General features: G+C 42.6%; 25 protein-coding genes. 24 read left to right on the forward strand and 1 reads right to left on the reverse strand.

Annotation, left to right across the window (positions count from 1 at the left end; all coding sequences use genetic code 11):
- Positions 1-145: 145 nt before the first annotated feature.
- From AC6CHI_RS02415 to AC6CHI_RS02530, 24 genes are all read left to right on the forward strand, one after another.
- Positions 146-577, forward strand: a complete 432-nt coding sequence (locus AC6CHI_RS02415) for a hypothetical protein (protein ID WP_498119272.1) — start codon at positions 146-148, stop codon at positions 575-577.
- A gap of 182 nt (positions 578-759) precedes the next feature.
- Positions 760-921, forward strand: coding sequence for a hypothetical protein (locus AC6CHI_RS02420; protein WP_498119273.1), 162 nt, complete (start codon positions 760-762; stop codon positions 919-921).
- Between the two features lie 57 nt (positions 922-978).
- Positions 979-1,953, forward strand: coding sequence for a hypothetical protein (locus AC6CHI_RS02425; RefSeq protein ID WP_498119274.1), 975 nt, complete (start codon positions 979-981; stop codon positions 1,951-1,953).
- 131 nt (positions 1,954-2,084) lie between these two features.
- The gene (locus tag AC6CHI_RS02430) at positions 2,085-2,333 is read left to right on the forward strand and encodes a hypothetical protein (protein ID WP_498119275.1); all 249 of its coding nucleotides are present in this window, start codon (positions 2,085-2,087) and stop codon (positions 2,331-2,333) included.
- Between the two features lie 6 nt (positions 2,334-2,339).
- Positions 2,340-3,413: a major capsid protein gene (locus AC6CHI_RS02435; protein ID WP_498119276.1), complete on the forward strand. Its 1,074-nt coding sequence runs from the start codon at positions 2,340-2,342 to the stop codon at positions 3,411-3,413.
- A gap of 10 nt (positions 3,414-3,423) precedes the next feature.
- Positions 3,424-3,783: a hypothetical protein gene (locus AC6CHI_RS02440; protein ID WP_498119277.1), complete on the forward strand. Its 360-nt coding sequence runs from the start codon at positions 3,424-3,426 to the stop codon at positions 3,781-3,783.
- An 11-nt stretch (positions 3,784-3,794) separates the two neighbouring features.
- The gene (locus tag AC6CHI_RS02445) at positions 3,795-4,235 is read left to right on the forward strand and encodes a gp436 family protein (RefSeq protein ID WP_498119278.1); all 441 of its coding nucleotides are present in this window, start codon (positions 3,795-3,797) and stop codon (positions 4,233-4,235) included.
- A gap of 7 nt (positions 4,236-4,242) precedes the next feature.
- The gene (locus AC6CHI_RS02450; RefSeq protein WP_498119279.1) at positions 4,243-4,719 is read left to right on the forward strand and encodes a phage virion morphogenesis protein; all 477 of its coding nucleotides are present in this window, start codon (positions 4,243-4,245) and stop codon (positions 4,717-4,719) included.
- On the forward strand, positions 4,712-5,134 hold the full coding sequence (locus AC6CHI_RS02455; RefSeq protein ID WP_498119280.1) for a phage tail terminator protein: 423 nt from the start codon (positions 4,712-4,714) through the stop codon (positions 5,132-5,134). Before AC6CHI_RS02450 ends, AC6CHI_RS02455 begins: the two co-directional genes overlap by 8 nt.
- A complete protein-coding gene (locus AC6CHI_RS02460) occupies positions 5,131-5,319 on the forward strand; it encodes a hypothetical protein (protein WP_498119281.1) in 189 nt (62 codons plus the stop codon). Before AC6CHI_RS02455 ends, AC6CHI_RS02460 begins: the two co-directional genes overlap by 4 nt.
- Positions 5,309-6,052 (forward strand): phage tail tube protein, encoded by a 744-nt coding sequence (locus AC6CHI_RS02465; protein WP_498119282.1) that lies wholly within the window; start codon positions 5,309-5,311, stop codon positions 6,050-6,052. Before AC6CHI_RS02460 ends, AC6CHI_RS02465 begins: the two co-directional genes overlap by 11 nt.
- 69 nt (positions 6,053-6,121) lie before the next feature.
- The gene (locus AC6CHI_RS02470) at positions 6,122-6,715 is read left to right on the forward strand and encodes a hypothetical protein (protein WP_498119283.1); all 594 of its coding nucleotides are present in this window, start codon (positions 6,122-6,124) and stop codon (positions 6,713-6,715) included.
- A gap of 33 nt (positions 6,716-6,748) precedes the next feature.
- On the forward strand, positions 6,749-7,036 hold the full coding sequence (locus AC6CHI_RS02475; protein WP_498119284.1) for a hypothetical protein: 288 nt from the start codon (positions 6,749-6,751) through the stop codon (positions 7,034-7,036).
- 528 nt (positions 7,037-7,564) lie between these two features.
- Positions 7,565-11,071: a tape measure protein gene (locus AC6CHI_RS02480; RefSeq protein WP_498119285.1), complete on the forward strand. Its 3,507-nt coding sequence runs from the start codon at positions 7,565-7,567 to the stop codon at positions 11,069-11,071.
- Positions 11,072-11,074: 3 nt separating this feature from the next.
- Positions 11,075-11,494, forward strand: coding sequence for a hypothetical protein (locus AC6CHI_RS02485; protein WP_498119286.1), 420 nt, complete (start codon positions 11,075-11,077; stop codon positions 11,492-11,494).
- Positions 11,484-13,469, forward strand: coding sequence for a hypothetical protein (locus tag AC6CHI_RS02490; protein ID WP_498119287.1), 1,986 nt, complete (start codon positions 11,484-11,486; stop codon positions 13,467-13,469). The genes AC6CHI_RS02485 and AC6CHI_RS02490 overlap by 11 nt, the downstream gene beginning before the upstream one ends.
- Before the next feature lie 2 nt (positions 13,470-13,471).
- Complete coding sequence (locus AC6CHI_RS02495) at positions 13,472-15,085, forward strand: hypothetical protein (protein WP_498119288.1); 1,614 nt, start codon at positions 13,472-13,474, stop codon at positions 15,083-15,085.
- Positions 15,086-15,137: 52 nt separating this feature from the next.
- Positions 15,138-16,394 (forward strand): hypothetical protein, encoded by a 1,257-nt coding sequence (locus AC6CHI_RS02500; protein WP_498119289.1) that lies wholly within the window; start codon positions 15,138-15,140, stop codon positions 16,392-16,394.
- A 256-nt stretch (positions 16,395-16,650) separates the two neighbouring features.
- A complete protein-coding gene (locus AC6CHI_RS02505) occupies positions 16,651-17,046 on the forward strand; it encodes a hypothetical protein (protein WP_498119290.1) in 396 nt (131 codons plus the stop codon).
- A gap of 12 nt (positions 17,047-17,058) precedes the next feature.
- A complete protein-coding gene (locus AC6CHI_RS02510) occupies positions 17,059-19,011 on the forward strand; it encodes a hypothetical protein (RefSeq protein WP_498119291.1) in 1,953 nt (650 codons plus the stop codon).
- Entirely contained in the window at positions 19,004-19,234 is a 231-nt protein-coding gene (locus AC6CHI_RS02515; RefSeq protein ID WP_498119292.1) for a hypothetical protein, read from the forward strand. The genes AC6CHI_RS02510 and AC6CHI_RS02515 overlap by 8 nt, the downstream gene beginning before the upstream one ends.
- A 60-nt stretch (positions 19,235-19,294) precedes the next feature.
- A complete protein-coding gene (locus tag AC6CHI_RS02520) occupies positions 19,295-19,687 on the forward strand; it encodes a hypothetical protein (RefSeq protein ID WP_498119293.1) in 393 nt (130 codons plus the stop codon).
- Positions 19,688-19,744: 57 nt separating this feature from the next.
- A complete protein-coding gene (locus AC6CHI_RS02525) occupies positions 19,745-20,290 on the forward strand; it encodes a glycoside hydrolase family 108 protein (RefSeq protein WP_498119294.1) in 546 nt (181 codons plus the stop codon).
- A gap of 88 nt (positions 20,291-20,378) precedes the next feature.
- Complete coding sequence (locus AC6CHI_RS02530; RefSeq protein WP_498119295.1) at positions 20,379-21,026, forward strand: hypothetical protein; 648 nt, start codon at positions 20,379-20,381, stop codon at positions 21,024-21,026.
- Positions 21,027-21,270: 244 nt separating this feature from the next.
- Here the strand turns inward: AC6CHI_RS02530 and AC6CHI_RS02535 are convergent, their stop codons facing one another.
- Complete coding sequence (locus tag AC6CHI_RS02535; protein WP_498119410.1) at positions 21,271-22,044, reverse strand: glucose 1-dehydrogenase; 774 nt, start codon at positions 22,042-22,044, stop codon at positions 21,271-21,273.
- Positions 22,045-22,113: the final 69 nt, after the last annotated feature.

The following is a 22,113-nucleotide window of genomic DNA, read 5'->3' on the forward strand; positions in this document are numbered from 1 at the left end:
AGAAAGTGGTTGTGATTGGTGGACCATCAAGAGTGAATAATCTTGTTCGTGCTATGTGCTGCGCTCTATCGCGATCACCAAAGAAACCATGAGTAGAAATTAACTGAAGCCGCCTAATGGGCGGTTTTTTATTGAGGATAATAAAATGCGTGTAATAGGTATTGATGATTCAAACTATGTTGTGGTTGAAGAAGGTGCAAAGCTGCCTAAGTTCATCCGGACAGTAAAAATCGAAACTGCGGAAGAAGAGCGTCAATTACGATTATTTTTAACAGGCGCCTTACAGGTTGATGCAGATGGTTGCCACTCAATGGGTTGTGACTTTGGGTTAAAAGCTTTAAATCAAAATCCAGATGTATTAAATGGAAATGTGGCTTTGGGTATGAACCCTAATGGGAGTAATGCATTAGCGGGTAGCAATACTTCAGAAGCCGCTCTTAAGCTAGATTATTCTCTCGAAGAGAAGTTGCGAATAATTGATACGTTGGCATCTGCGATACAGCGCAATGAGCCAATGATGTATGAGCATACAAAGGAGGCTGAAACAAAACTTCTAGCCCTAGTTAAAAGTATTTAAAACACAATCATTCAAAACCGCCTTTATAGGTGGTTTTTTTATGCCTGAAATTACTCAAAAAACTCAGGTAAATAGATAGCAGAATCTTAATCATAAGGTTCTGAAAAGCAAAAAGCCCATGACGGCAATCATGAGCTTTTTAAATCTCAACCCACCGACTAGAGTAAGAGGAGATACAACTTATGGCAGATTATATCACAGCAATTACAGGATTGATCAATATGACATCAGGTTTATCAATGGGAATGTTATTGTTTTATTTAGTGGCAGCCGTGCTATGTATTTTGGCTTGGAAATTACCTGAATTAATTAAAGCATGTCGAAAAGCAAAAGATGATGACTAGAACTAGAGCATCAAATCCCATACCGCCGTAAAGGCGGTTTTTTTATGGAGCATGAAAATGCCAGAAGAACAGAAGCAAGATCATTTTTGCTTTCGGCTCGGTGATCTAAGCGTAGATCCTATCGAGGAAGGCAAGAAAAAGCGCACCTTTTCAGGAATTGCTTATAGCGGTGAAGTCATTACAGATCACTGGTATTGGAGCCGCGTGATTTTTGATTTAGATAGCATGCAGATCAAAGGACGAATTCCTGCCTTACTGGAACATAGTTCTCGACAGCGAGCAGGCGCAATCAACTCCCATACGATTAGTCATCAAGAGGGTTTAGTTGTCCATGGCGACTTAATGAGTAATGAATTCGGTACTCAAGTAGCCCAAGACTCTGATGACGGCTTTCCATGGCAAATGTCAGTACGTATTGAGCCAGCCAAAACTGAAGAAGTAGCTGCAGATCAAACCGTCATTGTGAATGGAAAGACACTTCAAGGACCAATCACGATCTTTCGTGGAGGTCGAATCCGAGAAGTTTCATTTTGTGCCTTAGGTGCAGATGAAAACACCATGGCAGTAGCCGCAAGCCATAACCCCACTAACCCAACCAAAGAGGAAACGGACGTGACTGAACTCGAACAGGCGAAAGCCGCACAGAAAAAAGCTGAAGAAGAACGTGATGCTGCTCAGAATGAACTGAAAAAGTTCAAAGCAGATAAGCGTGAAGAAGACATTAAAGCACTGGAAACGACTTTGAATAAGCAGTTCAGTGCTGAAGAAAAGACTTCATACACCAATATGGATGATGCTTCATTTGCATTCATGTCACAGCAACTAAAGCAGTTCTCAGGACAACAACCAGCACCACCTGCAGGTCAACAACAGCAAACTAACACCGTTCCATCTCACTTACAGCATTTGTTTAGCCATCAAGCCACAGGTGGTCAGGGTGGACAGCAGGGGCAAGGTCAGCCGCATGGCTCTGCATTAGATCAAGCATTCGCACAATTTGCTGCAGCACAACAAGGAGCTCATAAGTCATGAGTCAAACAATTACAGAAACTATTGTCAGCAAACAGCTGATAGTTGGTGATGGTGTACGAACAGAAAACGCTAAACCCACTACGGGCACTGCATATAAACGTGGGGATCTCGTACACGTTGATGCAAATAACGTGGTAACACACCCAACATTTACGGGGAATACGTTAAGTGCGTGGGAAGCCATTGTCGTGACCGACTTTACGGCAGAGCAATCGACTTATCACGTCAATAACGGGCTGGAGATGCCGATCTATGTACAGGGTCCCTTCGATGTTGAAGTGGTGACTGTGAATGGTACGGAACTCACTGCAGCTCAGGTAGATGGCGTTCGGGCACAGGCATTAAAGAACAAACTTGAATTGCGCAAAGTCGCGGAGTAACCCTTAATGAGTCAATCATTTACATTCCAAAATATGCCAGTTGAATTACTGGACGTACCTCAACTGGTTTTGTTGACGGATACCACTCAACGTGTAGATACATGGTTGATGGACCGTTTCTTCCCTCAGCGTGTTTCATACACCGATGATGTTGTTCCAGTAGGTGAATTGAATACAGCAACCCCACTTGCTCCATTTGTCACACCGACAGCTGCTGGTCGTCAGATCAAAGTTGGTGAGTCAGGTAAAGTGAAATCGGTCAAACCGGCTTATTTAAAGCCGATGATGACGATCACACCTAGTAAGTCTCAAAATACGGCTTTGATCTCTCAATTACGTCGGTTTGGTGTGATTGCAACAGGTTCAAATCGTCTTTCTGATGCGGATCTGCTTTTGATTGACCAAGCTCAGAAAGCTTTATACCTTCGCCAGTCAATTGAAAACCGAAAATTGCTGATTGCACGTGATGTCTTGCTCTACGGCAAAACCACATTCGCCTCGGCTGACTTCCCAATGTACGAAGTTGACTATGAGCGTAACCCAGCTTGTAACTTCACTCCATTGATCAAATGGGGGCAAGTAGGTGCAACTGCAGTAAAAGACATCCAAACCATGATTGACTTGTCAGTTGAACATGCCGGTGTTTCTCCGAATATGGCATTAACGACATCTAAGGTGTTCAATACCATGATTAAGGATGCTGAGTTTAAAGAAAAATTCATTGCGCCGTATGCGGGTATTAGCGTACCGATCACGCCGACTTTTGATCACTCTGATAAGCCGCAGTTCCGCGGTACGGTCGATAACATCGAAATCTGGACCTATGATGCCAAGCATAATATGGGTGGCAGTGTAGAGCGTTTCATTCCTGAAGATTTCTTTGGGTTGATTTCTGATGCAAATGGCTGGATTGCTCACTGTGCCCTGCAAAACGTAGAAGCATTTGGTCAGGCTTTAGAGTTCTATTTAAGCCAATGGCAAGAAAAGAACCCATCTAGCATTCAATTGCTTGCTGAGTCTTCACCATTAGCCGTACCTAACAACAAGAATGGTCTTGTTGGTGGTCGTGGCTTTGTATAAGGAATGAATAATGACGAAGTACATTGCAAAACAGTCCATTGGTCCTTTCCGACCAGGACAAGAAATAAAAGGGCTTGAAGCGAATCAACTTCAGGCCCTTTTAGCATCTGGGGCTATTGAAGAATATCAAGAGCCCGAGGAACCTAAGGCGGATGGTACTGCTGCACAGTTGGCAAATCTTGCCGCAGAAATCGCAGAGCTGAAGGCGAATGAAGAAATTCTCATTGTTGGTAAAACTCAAGCTGATGCAGAAGTTGCCGAGCTGAAAGCGAAGGTTGATGGTTTGGAAAAATCGCTGAATGCTTCTGAAGCTGCTTTGAAAAAAGCGAATGCCGAGGCTAAGAAGGCCACAACGCCAACTGAAAAATAAGTAGGTGATCTATGTATGCAACGCGTGAAGACATAGAGGCTCGGTTTGGTGCAGGGGAGATGGAAAACTTGGAAGCTATGCAATCCACCTCGAATGCAATTGAGGAAGCCCTTCGTGACGCTGCTGAGGAGATTGATAGTTATGTGGCAGTGAAATACAAGCTGCCACTGCCTAGCATCCCAAGTACGTTAAAACGAGTCGCATGCAATATTGTGCGATATCGTTTGTATTTTCAGCAACCAACTGAAGAAATTGAAAATCGCTATGAAGCAGAGATTAACTATCTCAAGCGAATCGCTGATGGAAAGGCTGTTCTCAATATTCTTAATGACCAAAACCAAGTCACTGAAGAAAAGCCAGTGAATGCTCCAGCAACGATGCCGATCGGCAGTACATATCGTGGTGGTGTATTTGGGGATGCAACTTTAGACATGATGCCTAGCATCAAGTGAGGTGAGGATGGCCTTCTCGATATCACTAAAAGCAAGTGATGAATCACCGATTATTGCAGTACTTTCTAGAATAGCTGGATTTAATAAAACTCAGTTATTTGAGGAAATTGGCGCGTACGGAGTTACATCAACTCAGTTCCGATTTGCTGATCAGCATGATGTGAATGGCAATCCATGGAAGCAATCTTGGAGAGCCAAAGCGCAGAATGGACAAACAGGTCGTGATACAGGCGCATTGATGAATAGCCTCAACCATCAAGTTTTAGCAAATGGTGTGGAATGGGGCTCAGATATTGAGTATGCGCATGTTTTTCATTTTGGTGCTCATATTGTTCCTAAGACGGCTGAGTACCTTGTTTTTAATGTGATGGGACGCTGGCGTAAAGTCAAAGAGGTTGATATTCCAGGGCGAGAGTTCTTGGGTATCAATGAGGATGATGAGAGCAGCATTCTAGATATTATTGGAGCACATATTTTTGGCTAATTTTTTTGCTGTACGAAGTGAGATTGCGCAGAAGCTTGCTGACGTGGTTGGTTTAAAAAAGATCTACACACCAAACAATTCTGTCAAAGTCACTGAAATGTCGCAAATCGTGCCTGCGGCCCACGTTAATTTTGTGCGGATATCACCCTCTGATAGTGCGGGCAATGGAAAGGTCAATATGCTTGCCAAGCAATGGTCTGTCACGGTTGCTTGTCGTAATGCGCAATCACAACAAGACGATATCAGCGCTGTAGCGGATGAAGCGGGTAGTTTTCTGCAAGAAATCATTGAGCTATTGAGTGGTTGGCAACCACCATCTTCAGCTAGACCGTTAAGTCTTGTTGCTGTGCGAGATGGTTACGGTCCTGCATTTGTCTATTTAACGGCCATATTTGAATCAAAGGAATTCATATGAAGCAATATAAAGCCCGACAACCCGTCGGGCGTTTTCGTACTGGGGATATTGTTGGTGGCTTAACTGCTGCACAGATCCAAGACTTACTGCAGCGTGGAGTGATTGAAGAAGTGAAAGGAACTTCAGAGACCAAGTCTGCAGCAACAACTAAAACAGCAAAAGAGGTAAAAGCTGATGGCGAATAAACCCGATTTAATTTCCCTACAAGGGGAATTGTTTTTAGCAAAGATGATTAATGGTCAGCCTGCTGCATTATTACCTGTGGGAAATATGCCAGAACTTCAACTTCAAATCAGTTCAGAATCTACAGATCATTATGAATCTAAAACAGGTATGCGTGCCAAAGATGCTGTACTGCGTAAACAAACGGGTGTTTCGGTCAGTGGTACGCTTGAAGAAGTAACCAAAGAAAACCTAGCAATGGTTATGAGTGGTAAGTCTATTCAAGTTGCTGCTTCAACGATTACCGATCAAGCGATTGGTGCGGTTAAAGCTGGTGAAATGGTTGATCTAGGCATTCGCAATCTAACAGGTGTTTCATTCAAAGGTCCTGCTGATGCAGCAATCACAGCTGATAAGTACACTTTGGATGAAGTATTTGGAACTGTAATTTTCAATGAAGAAATTACTGATGTGAAATGGTCTGGTGCTGCTGGAGCAATCACACGAACTACAATCGCAGATAACGTTGGTGGTGAATACCGTTTCTTCTTTAAAGGGGTTGATACTTATCAGGGTGACAAGGTTGCGGTAACGCTATGGCGCCTTGAGCTATCGCCTGATACGGAATTTGATTTAATTCATGAAGACTTCGCCAGCTATAACATTGAAGGTGAGTGCTTGGCTGATATTACCAAGGCGAACGATGCAGAGCTGAGCATTTTTGGCCATATCGATCGTTTCTCGGTTACCACTTAATGTTTTAGAGGCACAAAGAATTTCAGGCGCATGAGCGTCTTTTTTTGTGCCTGTTTTTAGGATTCCATCATGAATGATTTCTTTATTGCTGCAAACCGTAGCTTGAGCCTAGGAGTTGGTGATGTTTCACTTGAGGTTCGGCAAATTACGATGAGTCAGTTTGACCTATGGGTGAGTGCTGCTGATCCCATAAAAAATACACTGGGCACTGTGAGTGATTATTCAGATGGGATTCTTAAGGAGGTACTTGAAAAGCATTTGATTGAATGTGTTGTGATGCTTCAACTCATTACTGATCTAGACCATCAGTCGATCTTAAGAACAGCACAAGATCAAAGGGTATTCCTTCAATTACTGCAAACTGCTCTTAACGCTAATCAACCCTATTTCGTTGATAAAGAGCAGAAATTAAAACGCCGTAAGAAGCGAACTGAAACAAACGATAATGGTTCAACTTGGTTTGATTCATTCCAGTTGTTGGTATCACATGGCCATAGCCATGAAAGCATTATGAATATGACATATGGTGCCTTTAAGTTCTATACGGAAGCAGTGGTGAAACGTGAAAAGCAGAACATTGCTACGCAATCCAATATTATTCGTATGGCTCATCATGCCGCAGCCAAGCCATTTAAAAGTTTTGTTGATGAATTAAAGGAATAAAAATAGACTAGATCACGGAATATGGGGGTATTCATGAAAAAACTTATAATTTTAGCTTTAACTGTTATTTCTACCGCTGTTTTTGCAGCTGAGCGTACGACAAATAACTTCAGAACCAATTCAGGTGATTTGGTTTCTGTTGGCCAAACCGAAGCAGCTCTTATCGAGAAAATGGGTAAGCCTAGACCAAAACATTACATTCTTGATGATGGTCAGTTTTACTGTGCAGCAACGGAGTATGTTTACCGTGTTGATTTGCAAGTATACAAAGTACTGTTATGCCGTGGAAAAATTGTCAAAATTGAATGGTGGAATGCTTAGGATTGAGTATGGCTGAGATATTTTCAATAAGCCGTGCAGCGAGTAATGCTGCTGGGATCTAAACCTTACATCGTGAGCGGTAAAACTGTTTAAAATCAATAGGTGTAAAAAAACCTTGTTCGACTACCAGATCAAACAAGGTTTCTGCGTTAACACTGGAATATTAACAATCTCAATTTAGCACAAAATTTTTCAAACACAAATAGGTGAAATTACGAATCAATTTGACAGTTGATTTGATTTTCATACTGAACGGATGAGCTAAGTATATATAAGCTCTTTTGAGAGAAGGCTCTCAATACAAATTTTGAGTGTGAAAAGTATTGCCAGTGATCGTGGTTGAGATATCTCTCAGGGAAAAGTAAAGAGATGTATTTTAAATTGTAATTGCTAATGTGGGTTATCAAAACCAGCTGTGCCTATTTGAAAACCTGAACTAATACTATGCCAATCAGCAAAACCTAAAGGGTCGCATTTTAAATGTGACCCTTTTCTTTTATGTGGCCGTTTAAAGCTAAAGGAATATTCATGTCTGGAAAAAATTTAACTTTTAAATTGGTGATGGATGCAGACACGAAGGATTATGTCTCCAATACCAAGCAAGCCCAAGATGTTACGGTTAAAGTATTTGAGGAAATTAAGAGAGAAGCTGAGGAAGTCCGGAAAGCTTCTGAGTCTATTTCTAAGGAACTTGAAAACATTGTTCCTAAGGGCACCAAAGAATTAGTTGAAAGTCTTACTCAATCACTGACTAAAGCTACAGAAATTATTAATGGTGCTGGCGAACATGCAATCGAAGCCGCGAATAATTTTACTGATTTTGGTCGTAAGTCCGAAAAAGCGATTGATGTAGTTAAGTCAGATCTAGCCGAAGCAAAAAAGAAACTTGAAGCTTTTGCGAATACTAATGCTACTCCATCTGACATTGAGCGTGCACAGACAGAAATAGATCAACTTGAAAAAGAAGTACAACAGGTTGATCAGGCTTTTGATAGCTTTAACGGTGCAGTCGCAGATGTTGGCAATCAAGCAGAAACATCAAATGCAAAAGTAGAAACACTTTCAAAAGGGTTTGGTGCAGCCAAATTCGCCGTGACAGCCTTAGTTGGAGCAATGGGGGCATTAGGTATTGGGCTTGGCTTACGTGAGCTTGCTCAAGCAGCAGATTCTTATACCAACCTCTCAGCACGAATCAATATTGCAACTCGTGAAGGTGGAAACTTTAATCAAGCCATGGCCGGTGTGCATCAAGTTGCCTTGATGACCAACTCTAGCCTTGAAGCTACTGGTGATTTATTCACTCGAATCAATACGATCAGTAAAGATATGGGGATGTCACAGCAACAAGCTCTGGATCTAACTAAGACGGTTACGCAGGCAATTCAAATTGGTGGTGGTTCAGCCCAAGCGAGTGAAGCAGCTGTACAGCAGTTTATCCAAGCCATGCAAGGTGGGGTGCTCCGTGGCGAAGAGTTTAACTCCATCATGGAAAACGGCTATGGACTTGCTGAGGCATTAGCTAAAGGTTTAGGAGTTACCACTGGTGAACTGCGTAAGATGGCTGAGAATGGTGAGCTTTCATCAGAGCGAGTCATTAAGGCTATTCAATCTCAGTCAGCATCGATTCAAGAAACATACAGTCAATTCCCGACAATGATTTCCAATGCTCTGCAAAAGATTGCTACCTCTTGGCAGATCTTGATTGGTGAAATGGATCAGGCAAATGGTACATCGGCAGCTGCAGCAAATGCTTTATCAGCCATCGCGGATAACCTTGGAATTATCAAGATGTTCTTTGATGATGTTGGAGAGGGCTTTAATTGGTTCGGTAGCAAATTGGCTGAAATAGATCCTTCTACAATTGAGGCGATTAAGTCTACTTTGGCTGAAACATATGAAACTATTAAGAACCTTGTAGCGAGCTTTGCTGGTATTGCGGAAACTGGTTGGAGTGCATTCACATCAGTCTTAGATGCTGTCTCTCCATTATTTAGTGCACTACTCAGTGGGCAAAATGATGTAAGTGGTTTAACCACATTATTTAATGTGTTTCGAGTTGCACTTGGCGTGGTTTCAGATGCAGCAACTGGTCTGAATATTGGGTTGAAATTGTTGTTAGCTGGACTGCAATTTCTATCTGGAGGCTTATCAGCACTTCAGGCCAAAGCATTGGACTTTCTTGGGTTTGATGCTTTAGCAAAACAAGCGCAGGATGCTTCAGACCGGTTATTTGCCCAGGCAGAAAAAAATGCAGCTGAAGCAAAGAGGCTGGCTTTGGAAACTAAGTCCGCCGTCGTGTCAGCCATTGAAGATATGCGCAAGACTGAAGCAGAGAAAAACGCTGAGCGTGTTGCAGACAATCAAAAAACACTTAATGACTTAAAAGTCCAAGAGGAAAAGCATAAGGCTGATTACAAAGCTATTAGTGATGAGCGTCTTCGCTTGGAGCAACAATTATTTGATGCTCGTAAGACTGGCAATCAAGCATCTATTGATCTGGCCACTAAAGGCTTGGCTGAACTTGATGCCAAAGAAAAGGCATATCAAGCTGAAAGCCAAAAAATTACAGATGCCAAGATTGAGTCAGCGCAAGCTATTGCGACAGCCATGATTCAATCAGCTGATGCAGCTGGCATGGCCCAGCTTAAAGTGCTAAATGCTGAGCTTGCTACACAGGGTTTAAAAGCTGAGTTTGATAGTACTGGTAAGGTCATTGTCAGTGCTATGGATAATGGCGCTAAAGCAACTGAAAACCAAAGCAATGCAACGGATAAGGCGCGTAAAGCAGCTGCTGCTCTGGGTATTGATTTAGATATAGCACTTAATCGTGTATCAGAAAAATTTGCTTCAGATCAGGGCCATTTAAATAACTATGCGAACGGTTTGGCAGCTATGGGGGCAACAGGTGCTCAGGCCACCGAACTAATTTATCAAGGTTGGCGAAAGTGGGCTGAGCAAGCTAAATCACCAGCCGAAATAGATGCCGCAAAAGCTCAACTTAGCTCTTTTGAAAAGCAAGGCGTGTTCTCTGCGAAACAAGTAGAAATGGGAATGCGTTATCTTGATGAGGTGAATGGCAAACTCCCTGAAAATATTTCTGAGGTTGAAAAAGCCTACAAATCACTTGGTGTAACGTCCAGTGCGGAAGCCAATAAAATGGCAGATGCACAGATGAAAGCATTTAATGTTATGACCAAGAGCGGAACGGCTTCGGCTGAGCAGATCCGCCAAGCATTAATCAACATGGCAGATAAAATCTATGCCTCTGGTGATGCTGCAAAAATTGCTTGGTATGAGGGGCAGCTTGCAGCAAATGGATTGGCTTCGAGTGTAGATGATGCTGGTAGGAAATCTGTTTCCGCTATGAATAGTCTGGATGATGCAAACAAGCGCGTCGGTGACTCAGCTCGCGCAGCGATTAGTGGATATCGAGAGTTGGGTCGTGCTGCTCAAGAAGAAGCGAAGAACTCCATTGATGCCTGGAACGAGATGATGGATGCTCGATCTAAGGCCGAGAAGGAGAGCACGACGCAGCGTGTAGGTGCTGATTTCACGACTTATAACGTTTCTGATATCCAGTCGAAATTGAACAGTATGGGCTATGACGATGCTGAAGCCGCCAAGATTGCCAAGAATATTCTGAATCAAGCTCTTGAGATTGATAAGAATAAGGCGCGAGAAGCTAGAGATACTGGAGGAATATTTGGTGACTACAATGCTAAGGCATTTGAGAAGCTAATTGCTCAGGGGCAAACCTCAGCTTTTGGTACCCAAAAGGTGAACGAGTTGCTAGCGCGTTATATGTCAGGTCAAGGATCAGCAAAGTCTGGTACCAAGAGCACATCTGTAAATGCTTTAGCACCTGAAATCAATGTGGCAGTACCAACAGCAACATTAGAGCAACCATCTGCAAAGACAGTGACCTATAACCTTTCACTTGGAGGGAAGACCGTTCAAGTTTCAGGTGACGAGTCATCCCAACTAGATATGAATGCATTTATGAGTGAATTGGAGAGATTCGCTAAAGGTATGTAACACATGAAACTAATACGCAAATCAACAAACGAAACCGTCCCATTAGAGGACGGTTTTTTATGGTCGGATGAATTTGATTGGAAGCCAATTGAGCAGACGCAAGAGCGTGCAGTAGATGGCACATTGATTATCCAGGAAGGAAAAAAGAAATCAGGGCGACCTATTAGCTTGCAACCTGCAGCAGATGGTATGGGGTGGGTTAAACGATCGGTGCTTTCCACTCTAAAAAACTGGTCAGCAATTCAAGGCGAGGAGTTTATCTTGAAGTTTGAATATGGCAGTGATCAACGACAGTTCAACGTCATTTTTAATCACACTGAAAATGCGATCGAAGCTAAACCGGTAAAAGGGATTCCAGCGGCTTCAGAGAATGAATTTTACAGTGTCACTATGCGATTTACGGAGTTAAGCGATGCCAATTGAAACCAATAACCTAGTTTTATATAAGTCAGAACGCTTAACTGATACGGATGATGGTGGCGGCAAATACTCCGGTCAGGTGATTGTCGATGGGCAGAGTAATAACTTATTCAATGATGTCTCAGAGATGGATCGCACCATGGGTCGCGTGTCTATGCGCAAGATCTTTCCTGCTGTCACAACCAATGATACTGATACTTTAATGGGGGCTACGGTTTTCATCTCGGAAAACCCAAAAGATCCTAACGTATCGGCATTATTGTTTAGTACAGAAAACTGGACAGATGAACGAGTTGCTGCACAAAACCGCGTGGAAAACTATTTAGCGAAAGGTGGGCAGATTGCAGGTATCCCGCTGGATACTTTGTGGCAAGGCATGAAAGTCATTCAAGTAGCGATGTTTAAGCAGGAAGTCGAGGCAAATGTCGGGGATACGATTGTTCTGGTCTCGAATGAGGGGCTTTCTAACCAGCAAGAGCAATATATTCGAATCACTAAAGTTGAAACCCGCACTGCAATTTTAATGGTAGATGGTAAGCCATTTGAATACAAAGTAGCGACTTACGATATCAATGATCCGCTTGATCGTGACTTTGTTGGTCTTTCTGCACTGCAGTGGTACAACGGCAATAAATCCACCACGATTATTCGGGATACATTGGTGGCTGATACGGGTAAATACTATGCCAGTGTGGATGTAACAGAGAATGCAAATGTCGGACAGTATACGGTACAGGCAGCCAGCATCTTTTCACAGTTGGTCCCATCAGCACAAATCGAAACACCGCTAGTTGATTTGAATGCATCAAGTGAAAGTGTAGCTCTGGTATCAGGCAATGCAGGTACCATCTCGGTTTCATATCAAGTCACGGTAGGGACGACACAGAACCTCTATATTGGGTCTAGTGTCATGCCATCCAGTGTAACTTTTACTCTGTTTGGTAATGAGATTACCGATCAGGGGGGCTTGCTGAAAAAGGCTGATGGTACTCAGGTGGGCACGATTGACTATCAGCGTGGTCTTATTCAATGGACTCCATCAGCAGGAACTGGCTCAACTACACTCAGTATTGCTTTTAAGCCGGCAGCTGCACCAACACAGCCGTTCCATTCTTATGCCGTACCAGTGACACAGAACAATCAGTCGACGAACTGGACAGGGGTATTGGTTCCAATTCCTTCACCTGGTTCTTTGACAGTATCTTATATGTCTCAAGGTAAGTTCTATACCTTAAAGGACAATGGCTATGGACAGCTGAGGGGATCGAGTGATGCTTATGGTGCTGGTACGATCAATTACACGACAGGCTCATGGCTAATTACAGCAGGTGCATTACCGGATGTAGATACACCAATTTTGTTGCTTTGGGGTTCACCAATTACAACATTTGAACGTGCCAACCTTGCGGTTTTACCAGCCGCAATTGAGTTTGATATGCTGCAGGCGGGGATTGCCGCCAGCAGCGTAACGGTCTCATGGACGCTGGATGGTGTTGCAAAAACAGCTACATCCAATCCACAGGGCCAGTTCACTGGTGATGCCACTGGCATGATTAATTATGCAGCTGGTACAGGACGGATTGTTCCGAATAAGCTACCGCAAAAGTCTACTGTATTTACCATTAATTACAGCTATGGAACACCTTTAGCACAGGTAGTATCTGATGTACCACCTTCAAATGGTCAACTGAGTTTTAGTATTGGTACCGGCACAGCGATTCAACCGAACAGTGTTGAACTTTCTATTCCAGTGATCAATCAGGATCCTATTTCTGGAGCTAACCATAACCGGAATTTATCTGGGACAGTCGTGCTTACGGATGTTCCTGTAAATGCGAGTACAGGTAATTTAGTGGATCATTTTGGCAATGTGCAAGGCACGATTACCTACGCCACTGGTGCTGTTCAGGTTACGCCAGTATTAAATCAAACGGTTTATAACACTTTATATATTTCAGTTAATTATGTTGCGGGGTAAGCATGTCATTTTATCCACAAGCATCTAGAATTTCTTCTTCGACTGTTCAGCTTGGCGCTGTTGGGAATACCAATATCACAGTGAAATACCGAGACACATCGGGCGTCGATTCAGGTGTACATCAAGTAACAGCAGATACGCTTAAGTTTGATTTGACGAATGGTTTCGATGAAGAAATTCTTGCGGGATCAGTCCGTTTCAAATTAGGTAATGATACTTTTATTGATCGAACCAGTACGCTGTATCGCAATATTGATCCATCAACAGGAAGTGGAACCGTATCAGGTAATGTTCAATATGGTACCGGGCAGATTGAACTTAGCAGTTGGACACCAAATTCTGATAATGCCTTGGTTTTACAGTCTTTAACGACCACCACCGATTTACCTCCAATTAACCATATTAGTTTTAGAACACCGACTATTCCTATACGGCCAGGATCTTTAACTGTGGTGGTGTCTTTGCTTAATGGTGGACAATTAACTTTAGTGGCCAATGAGCAAGGTATTATTGAGACCAGCCAAGCGCATGGCAAAATCAATTACGATACTGGTTTTGTTGATCTCCATTTTTACACCAAGACAGAAATTACTTCAGCCAATCGCGCTGAAATTGAGGCTTATCCTTGGTATGACCTCGTACTTGAGTATGTTGAAGAAGGTAAGATCTTCATTGATATACCTCAGTGGGTCGTAGCCAATACGATTCGATATAACGCGATTGCTTATACCTACATTCCACTGGATTCTGACATCCTTGGTCTATCTGCAACCCGCTTACCGCTTGATGGCCGAGTTCCAGTCTTTCGTATTGGAGATATTGGAATTATCAGTGCTTCAAAGTCGCAAGAACTCCCTGGCAATATTGCTGGACAAACCTACAATCTAAATGATCAGCGTATTTCTTGGTGTGAGCTTGAAGACAGCAATGGTGCAAAGGTCCCATATGAGCTCTACACCATAGATTATGACTATGGCCGTGTGACATTGGGCGGTGACTTCGCCATCGGTGCTCTAGTTGCTCCATTGATTGCTAAATATCGCTATCAAGACATGGGACTAATCAATGACGTACAAATTAGTGGTCAAATAACATTCACCAAACCCTTGACGCATAACTACACAGCTCAAGATTCAATTGTAGGATCAGCTCTGGTGATTGGGGATATGCAAGCGCGATATACCAAGAAGTTTGCACAAACAACTTGGAATAACACTTGGGCTGATGTGGCTAGTGGGTCAGCAATTTCAGCAAATTATAATGATGCTTTGTACCCGATTGTAGTCACCAATAATGGTGCTATTCAGGAACGTTGGGCATTGGTATTCACGGACAATATCAATTTCCGCATCATTGGTGAGTATTCTGGGCAGATTGGGACAGGCAGCGTAAACGCAGACTGTACACCAGTTAACCCAGTCACTGGTGTACCGTATTTCACAGTAAAGAAAGAAGGCTGGGGTAGTGGTTGGGTTTCAGGCAACGTGATGCGCTTTAATACGATTGCAGCGAATTTCCCCATTTGGTGTATCCGGACCGTGAAACAATCTGAACCGACAATCATCTCTGATCAATTCCAGATTATGTATCGCGGTGATATTGATCGAGAGATTTAATTTATATATTCATCATGACCGCCTTCGGGCGGTTTTTTATTGAGAGATCAAAATGGCAGGATTAGTTAAGCATTATCAAAATGATATGCAGGGCATACCCCAGTTAACAAATGCTTGGGGATGTATGATCAATCTGTTAGATGCTGTTTTAATAACAGGTTTTAATTTTCGCCCAGTGCTTGAGTTGTCAAAAGCATCAACAGAGTCTTTAACAGCCACTATAAGTTTGGCAACAGGGCATGGATTTATTGCTCGTCAGGTTGTTCGCATAAAGGATTCTACGAATGGTTGGAACGGAGATTTTAAGGTTTTGTCTATTACGGCAAGTTCAATCACCGTAGAGTGTTTGTCTAGCCACCCTACAACTATCTCAGGCACGGCACAAGTATTCACATCCCCCTTAGACTGGGAGATTGTATTTTCCTCAGGAGTAGGATCGGCAGAGCCTAAACGTGCTTACCGTTCCAAAAGCCCTGATTCCTTGGGGTTAATACTACTCGTACATGACTTCTGTGTTTCGGGAGCATCTAGCACAGGGGCTAAATTTGCAAAAGTTGGATTGGTGTCCTCTATGTCTGATATTGATACCATTACAGGGAGGCAACTTCCATATGACAGCGCTAATCCTGAGCGGAATTGGGGGTGGGATGGAACGTACCACGGGTGGGCAAAGTGGTATTATGCAAATCCCGCTTACTCATACTCCTATTCAGCAGTCGCTGACTCTTCTTCACCTTCCACTTACAACCGAGCCTTTATTTGTGTCGGGGATAATACAAGCTTCGTAAACTTTATTAGCGAGTCCTACTGCCCAATGTTTACAGGTGTGTGTGAGTTCTTTGATGACGCCTATCAAGGGAAAAATGTGGCACTTCTTGCAACGCATATCAATGGTACGGCTATATCTCAAGCTGCTACTGGGTACGGGGGGATGCGTGCAGGGTATGGCTTTATTCTCGATGGTCTTAATTATGGGGTTCCAAATTACTTCATGCGAGGTATGATGTGGTTTGATGCGGATGGAAACCCTAATAATAGTGTACTAGGCGTTTATTTCTACGCGGCGGCGGCTCAACAGAACAACACAACTAACTATGATATTTATTATGCGCCTGTCGGGGTTACCCACGCCTTCATCCAAGAATATTTTATTGACTCTTCTTATAAATTTCGTGGAGTGCTTCCTTTCTTTCGTAAGGCTATCAAGGCTGAGAATGGATACTTGTTTACCTCTAGCGGTAAACATTACCAAATAAACTACGCGGACCGTGGTCGATTAAGGATGACGTTGAGCTTGGAGTACATATGACTGTGAAGGCCTTTGGAGGTAGATACGCCTCATTATCCTTGAAGCTTATTTATGGAAAGACTACCGCGCTAGGTGTGCCTGTATCCCGTGAGATTCGGGCTTACAGTCGTACTTCAGGAGTGTTGCTTGGTAGGACACATAGTGCTGAGGATGGTACGTACAAGATGTACCTCTCTTTTGAAGAAGAATACACCTTGGTAGCGATAGACAAGTACGATCAATACAACGCAGTAATACAAGATAGGGTGAAGCAAAAATGAGTGTAAGTCCGTCTCTGGCGGCAAGTCTTGCTCAGTTGCAAGCACTGGCCAACTACATCGACCAAGGTAGCTCAAATGCTACCTTTGTTTTTTATGACGATTCAAAGCCTGTAAGTACGCTTATTGAGGCAAGTGATCCAGCAAAGCTGGTTGTACTTGAATTGCCAAAACCCAGTCTTTTATCTGTTAATGCGGATAGCATTTCTCTTAAGCCGACAGAGTCAGGAACAGTCACTAAAACAGGTACTGCAGTATGGGCAAGATTATTGAATGGCAATGGTGATGTAGTCGCTGATTTCGAAGTGGGCACAGACATCACTTTGAATTCCGTGGACATGGTTCTTGGCGGTACTGTCAGCATCAGTGCGATAACTCTTACACCATCCACATAATGAGGTGGTCATGTGGCAGATTACATCCCACCATCTGGTGATAACGTTGTTTTAAATTTTAAGGATCTGGCCACTGGTAGCACGGATTTAAACTTCGGTGGTAAATCTGGAGAGATTTTTGCAAAGATCAATGTAGCTATTCGAGCCAATTTTGTTGCGGATATTCAGGCGACATACACAGGCATTAACCGTATCGATGCTGTGGTTAATACTGTATTCACAGCGAATATTCAGGCAATTTACGCGGACAATATTGCGGTCATTCATGCCGTGATCGATACTAGTTTTGTAAGTCAAATAGATGGCTTGTTTGATATCAACTTCATTCTTGGCGTGAATACATCCTATCGGTTTGGCCATCAGCAGGTAGCAACAAGACTAACAGCTACTGAGTCATCTTGGGCAAAACCCTTCTTGAAGGCGCATAACAGCGCCTTTATTTTTGAGCAGGGTTTAACACTCTCGAATGCGGCATCTGCCAGATTTGATAACAGCTTGGTAATTAGCCAAAGCATTCAGCAAGTCTTTCAGCAAAGTAAATCTTTGCTACAAAACAGCTCGGTGATTTGGCAAGACAATCAAAGAATCAGGGCTTCAACATTACTTGATTGGGATGAGTCGGCAAAATTACGCATTCAGGCCACGATCCACTATCAAGAAATGATCCGCAGACGTAAGCAGATCACGTTTAGTTATGATGTAGCAAGGCAGTTTGAGAAACACTACAGCTTTGAATGGGACAAAGGGCTTGAGCTGACGACATTCGACTCAATCAAATGGGATAACGCAAAACCTATCCACTATCGTAAACACACAGTTCAACCGTGGCCAAAACCTCAAGTTCCACAATATCTAGGGATTAGTGATCTCGATTTTAATTGCTTGTGTATTGATGTTGATCCGCACAATGTCATTTTGAATTTTGGCGTAGATGACTGCATACCCGCATTAGCTGCAAAACCATGGTGGTACATCGTGAATGAAATCAGCGTAACGCGCTTAGATAATGGGCAAAACATTAATGTATTGAGCGGAAACTACCGTACTGATCGGCAAAGTTGGTGCTGGTCATATACCTTAGTAGTTCCTGCCTCAGAATTGTCAAAATTTGATCCAGTTGCAGGGCAACCGGTCATCTTAAAAATTGTGGTCAATGGCTTTGAGCATCTGATGCTACTGGAGAGCCGCACCCGATCGCGGCAGTTTGCTCAAGAAACATATACCTTAACCGGTCGTAGTCCATCGGCTTTGCTGGATTCACCATCTTCGCCGCCTCGGGCATTCCTTCAAGAGAATGAGCGTACGTCGGTGCAACTGGTACAGGCAGAGATTGATCGATCTGCTTATCCTGATATTGGTTTGAATTGGCAATTGATAGATACATTAGGTTGGATTGTTCCGACTGAAAGTTTCAGTTATTCGGGCTTAACACCAATCAAAGCCATTCAGGAAATTGCTGCAGCTGCAGGGGGTTTTGTATATAGCGAAGCGCATAGTCAGGCGATTACGATCAAGCCACTATATAAGAAAACCTTCTGGGACTCGATGAGTCTAGATGATTACGACATTTTGTTGCCTGAGTCATTCATCACGGAACAATCGACTGATTATGAACTTTATCCAGACTATAACGGTATTAGCCTTACGAATGATAAGACAGGCACTACAGGACTAGTAAAGCGCACTGGCACCAGTGGTGATGTACTGGTAGAAACAGTGAATAATAACCTGTTTACCTCTGCATCAGTGATGGGGAGTTATGGTAAGTCAGCATTGGCCAAAGCTGGAATGGTAGAAACACATACTTTTAACATGCCTTTAACTCCAGAGGTTGGTCAGTGCAAACCTGCAGATATCCTGACATTCAATGCGGAGTGGTGGGGGATTGTAGACTCGGTCAGTTACTCTTTTACATATAGTAAAGTCACTCAAACCGTTACAGTGGAGCGAGTTAATCATGAGTAATGCATATAAGCGTTTACTGGATCTTATTCCGAAAGAGTCTGAGTTTGTGGGTACGGTCCAGACTGCTGAGCATCCCAACTACAAAGTTCTTGTTATTGATGGATCAGGATTGGTGGCCTGTACTGCAGCGACGGTATTTCAATTGGGCAGTCGAGTGTTTGTTCGGGGACAATTGATCGTAAGGGGTGCACCAACTGGTGAAGTCATGAATATTGAAGTTTAAGTGAAAAGAAGTGAGTGCCGCGTTAAGCGGTTTTTTTATGTCAAAAATTTGGGGAAATATATGGAGCCTGTCTCTACAAGTAGTTTTGGTTTAAGTGCACTTTTAAAGTTTTATGGTGCAGCAATTATGGTGACTTTGGCGGTTGCATTAGTTGCTGCAGTCGTCTTGATGACGCGTATGCCACGCTCACCGCAAGAGTGGGCCGTAGGTTTAATATGCACAGTGGTATCCAGCCTAGCTGGCGGATCATTCATCATTGTTAAATTTGCCCTGCATTCATGGGTCGCTGACATTTGGGGGATGATTACTCTTGGTGGCTTCTTCTTTGTATGCGGATTACCTGGTTGGGCGGTCGTTCGCTGGATTTTCAATTACATCGATAAGCAAGAGGGGAAAACCATTATAGAAGTCATGAAAGAGCTGAAGAAATCCAAAGACAATCTGACGAAGTAACATCAATTCAACCAACGCCGCCTTAGGGCGGCTTTTTATTGCCTAGAGGAAAATGGAATGAACATTGAACAGTTTTTAAATGAGTTGATCCAGCGTGAAGGTGGTTATGTGAATGATCCGACTGACCGTGGTGGTGCGACCAAATATGGTATTACTGAAGCAGTTGCACGAGTAAATGGCTACAAGGGCCACATGAGAGATTTACCAGTTGATGTGGCCAAGGCTATTTATAAAAAACAATACTGGACTTCACCTCGCTTCGACCAGATAAATACTATCAACTCAAAAGTAGCTGAAGAGTTGCTGGATACAGGTGTGAACTGTGGTGTTGCCTTTACTAAACCACTTTTACAACGTGCACTCAATTTGCTAAATAACCAGGCCAAGGAAGGTTGGCCAGATTTAGCGGTAGATGGCGTGTATGGTCCAGCAACTTTATCAGCTTTGAAAACCTTTTTGGCCAAGCGTGGCAAAGATGGTGAGACCGCCTTATTGCGAGTGCTTAATATCATGCAAGGCAATCGCTACATTGAAATTGCGGAACGCAATCCATCTCAAGAGAAGTACTTCTATGGATGGGTTTTAAATCGGGTGGTGATTTAAATAGCAATAGATCATTAGAAAAAGTTATATTGCTTGGGCTGACTTTGATATACATTATTCTCAATAAATCAATAAAATGGTGATTAGTGTGCCAAATGCTAAAGATTACACAGGCATGAAATTCAATTCACTCACATTTATTGAGTTTGTAAAAAACCATAAAGTTAAGTCTCGTTACCAATATGCAATATGGAGGATTAAATGTGATTGTGGTGTTGTTTTTGAGCATAGCTCTAAACCAATAGTCTCTGGACAAAAAAAATATTGTTCATCACCAATCCATATTGCTGAAAAGCGAAAAGCGAGATATGACTCTAGGTGGGGAGATTGTAATGGCACTTCAAGCCACCCTTTATATGATACTTGGTATGACATGAAAGCCAGATGTTACAGATCAAGCCATTGGGCATTTGAGGATGTTGGGGCGAAAGGGATTAAGGTTTGTGAAGAGTGGTTGGATAGTCCCAATGCGTTTATATCGGATGTTGAGTCATTAGGATGGTCAATAAATCAGACAATTGACAGAATTGATTGTAATGGTAACTACGAGCCCAGCAATATCAAACTAGTAGAGACTACAACTGAGGCTAAGATTGTACGTAGAAACAGAATGCTCACATACAAAAATGAAACTAAAACAATGGCTGAATGGGCAAGATATTTCAATATGCCGTATTGCCGATTGCAAACAAGAATTAATCGAGGATGGGATATCGAAAGAGCTTTTAATACTTAGGTCGGTTTTTCTAATTATTGATGGAATTAAAAAGACTTATTCCGTAGACCCAAAAATATAATACTGTGATTCCCTAATGACTTCTCAGGTATTTATACAAAGCCCAGACACTAGATCTGGGCTTTTTGTGGCTTCTTGTAATAGCCATATGTTACAAGTAAATAGATTTATTTAAGACTTGCTGTGAATTCTAGTATCAGATTGCAAAGTGTATTTGATTTATAGGGATTTTAGATAGCACTCTTTAATCCAGTGTTTGTACACCACCACCATTTACAAACAATGTTTGTCCAGAAATCCAAGATGAAATAGGTGCAGCAAAGAATAACACAGCTCTAGCGATATCTTCTGGTTCACCTAATCGGCACAATGGAGTATGAGAAAGCATTCGCTTCTCAATTTCAGGCGTCAGAACGGTTTCTAATGCAGCTGTACGGATTGCCCCTGGTCCTACAGCATTAATACGGATATGAGGTCCGAAATCGTGTGCAAGATTCGATACCATATGGTTTAAAGCAGCTTTTGATGATGCATATCCACTCATAGCTGGACTTTTGTTGATAGAACTCATAGAGCTGATGTTTACGATTGAACCATAACCAGCTTTATTCATATGTGGTGCCACAAGCTGGCATAATCTCCAAGCGGCAAAGACGTTGAGCTGAAAATCACGTTCGATTGTATCTACAGTAATCTGATCAGGAGATTCACGGCCACCGCCGCCGCCGCCAGCATTGTTCACTAAGATATGAATTTGACCAAAGGTTTCGATAGTTTTATTTACTGCGTTAACCAGTTGATCATCTTGCAGAATATTACAGGCAACACATTTTATGTTACCTTTAGTGAGTTTATTGATCTCTTTGGCTGTATTCTCAGCTGCTTCTAAATTTAAATCAGCAATCATCACGTTAGCACCGGATTGCGAAAGAATCAGAGCGCTAGCTTTGCCTATACCAGCTGCACCGCCTGTTACAAGAGCGGTTTTACCTGTTAATGATAGTAGACTTTCTGGCATCATTTTTATTTATCTCCGCGTCTATATTAAAAAATCGAATTATTTAATTTCTTGGTCTTCATATAAGTA

The organism is Acinetobacter sp. GQ146 (assembly GCF_059758585.1).